We start from the raw sequence: 435 nt of genomic DNA, 5'->3' as shown, positions 1-435 counted from the left end.
CCCACTGGCGATTCTCCAGCCGCAGGCCGATGAGGACGATCGTGGCCCGGCGCGCCGCGTCCGCCAGGTGGGCATCGAGCGCGGGCTCGGCGCTCCGCGCCAGGGCCGCGAGACGATCGGCCAAGCGCTGGCTCACGCGGTAGGAGCGGAACGGCAGGAAGGTCGCCGCGCCGGTGACGGCAGCCTGCAACAGGGGCAGCGGGCCTTCGATCCCGCGATACACACGTCCGGCGACTTCCGGAAAGACGGCGTCGACCGGAAAGATCGGCTCGTTGCAGCTGGCGAACAGGAACACCGCCGGCGAGCGACCGAGCGACAGCACGTCGTCGACCGCGGCCAGCTCGTTCCAGATGGCGTGACTGATGTGCGCGTGTTCGAAGACGATCCCGACGCGTGTCGACCGGGCCGCGCCGTCGATCAGGGCCGGGAGAAGGT

Annotated in this window: 1 protein-coding gene; it reads right to left on the bottom strand. The window is 70.8% G+C overall.

The window, feature by feature from the left end; genetic code table 11:
* Nucleotides 1-435, bottom strand: a 435-nt coding sequence (locus ACU8YC_RS28220) for a hypothetical protein (protein WP_446896424.1), incomplete at both ends; no start/stop codon positions are given.

It is taken from the genome of Citrobacter sp. VF227, from assembly GCF_052950715.1.
This window is presented reverse-complemented; position numbering and strand designations above follow the sequence as displayed.